Origin of the sequence: Shewanella sp. 11B5 (genome assembly GCF_002836795.1) — a bacterium.
In the GTDB taxonomy this organism is placed as follows: domain Bacteria; phylum Pseudomonadota; class Gammaproteobacteria; order Enterobacterales; family Shewanellaceae; genus Shewanella; species Shewanella frigidimarina.
Map to the genome: position 1 here is coordinate 1 of NZ_PJAP01000795.1, position 1,731 is coordinate 1,731.

Annotated in this window: 2 protein-coding genes; both read right to left on the minus strand. The window is 41.9% G+C overall.

The features are described 5' to 3' along the window. The coding region (locus tag CXF78_RS16535) for a phosphoenolpyruvate-utilizing N-terminal domain-containing protein (protein WP_145991514.1) at positions 1-909 on the minus strand (909 nt) is incomplete at its 3' end. A 24-nt stretch (positions 910-933) separates the two neighbouring features. After that, positions 934-1,452, minus strand: coding sequence for an RNA pyrophosphohydrolase (gene rppH, locus CXF78_RS16540; RefSeq protein WP_011638393.1), 519 nt, complete (start codon positions 1,450-1,452; stop codon positions 934-936). Between the last annotated feature and the right edge of the window lie 279 nt (positions 1,453-1,731).

Sequence of the window (1,731 nt, forward strand, 5' to 3'; positions counted from 1 at the left end):
TAGTTTTTGCCCAAGCTCACGAATATCACTGGCGCGCTCTTTTAGATATGGATCTTCCATTTCCAAAAACTGTTTGATATAGCGCAATGACACTCGGCTTACCGCAGACTCAGCCTGCCAGCCTAAAGCGACTTCGCGGGCATATTCGCCACCAAGGCTAGAATCGTCTAACAATAATTGAAATGCCGTAAAGATAGAGGCCACATCAGCAGACTTTTCACGCTCAAAACGTTGCGATATTGACGACAGCATGTCTTTACAACGCTGCATGGCCAACTTTAAACGCTGAATTTCAGCATCTATGTCAAAGCAGCTAACCTCGGGTTGTTCTAATGAAATTACACCGCCTAATACCAAACCGTGAGCAATTGCAATACCACTTGATGCATTAACACCACTGAAAACCACTTGCTGTTGCACATTAGTAATGGCCGCTTTGTGTTTCAAGCTGCGCACAACCACCGCAAGCTGAGCGGCTAAGGTCATTAAAAATGCTTCTTCACTTTCACTGAACTGACGGGCTTCTGGCTGTTGCACCACAATAACGCCCACCACCTGCTTTTGAAAAATGATCGGCACAGCTAAAAACGCACGATATTCTTCTTCTGCGGCTTCGGGAAATAATTTAAAACGAGGGTGAATACGAGCATCGGCAAGGTTAACGGCTTCTTCACGTTCAGCAACTAAGCCTACTAAACCTTGCGATAATGGCATGCTCACTCGGCCAACGGCAGATTGTTGTAAACCTTCAGTGGCGGATAACACTAGATGCTGTTGTTCAAGGATATAAATAGAACAGCAATGGGTAGCCATCGCTAATCGAGTTTGTGACACTAAGATGTTTAATGCACTTTCAAGGCTGCTGGCTCTGGCAACAGCTTGAGTGATATCCCTGAGCATATTTAACACTGTTTCAATCCTCTTTGAAATCAGTTAACTCCGTTGTTTGCTTCGTTTTTTACTAAACTCGCGCGTTTGCAGCGCTAATGTCGTCGATGCGAACTCTTTCATTACCTTTCTATATACGTCGCGTTTAAAAGACACAACCTGACGAACAGGATACCAATAACTCACCCAACGCCAATCATCAAACTCAGGATGACCAGAAGAATTCAAGTTAATAGTATTATCGTGACCTTTCAATTGTAGTAAAAACCATTTCTGTTTTTGGCCAATGCAAACAGGTTTGCTTTCTTGGCGTACCAAACGCTTGGGTAACCGATAACGTAACCAAGATCGAGTGGATGTTAAAATTTGAACATGCTCAGGTCTTAGTCCCACTTCTTCGTAAAGTTCGCGATACATGGCTTCTTCTACTGATTCGCCATCATCTAACCCACCTTGTGGAAACTGCCATGAATGTTGGCCAAAACGTCTAGCCCACATAACTTGTCCAAATTTATTACAGATAATGATGCCCACATTTGCGCGAAAGCCGTCGCTATCAATCACATGGACTCCAAAAATAACAAATTTTATATCGTCTGATTGTTTCACAAAGCATGCCTATCGGCAAACCTCTATTTACTGTGGATAATTGAATAACAATGTTAATAAATCAAAATTATCAACAATTAAACCAAGCGACCCTGTGGATTATCCACAAAATCTGTGGATATCTCTGTTCGAAACTTTGGTAAAGCTTGATAACAGGCTAAAAACCAGCTGCCCTCCGTCTAAGGAAAACCACTTTTCACTACAATATATTTAAACAAAATTAATAACTTAAAA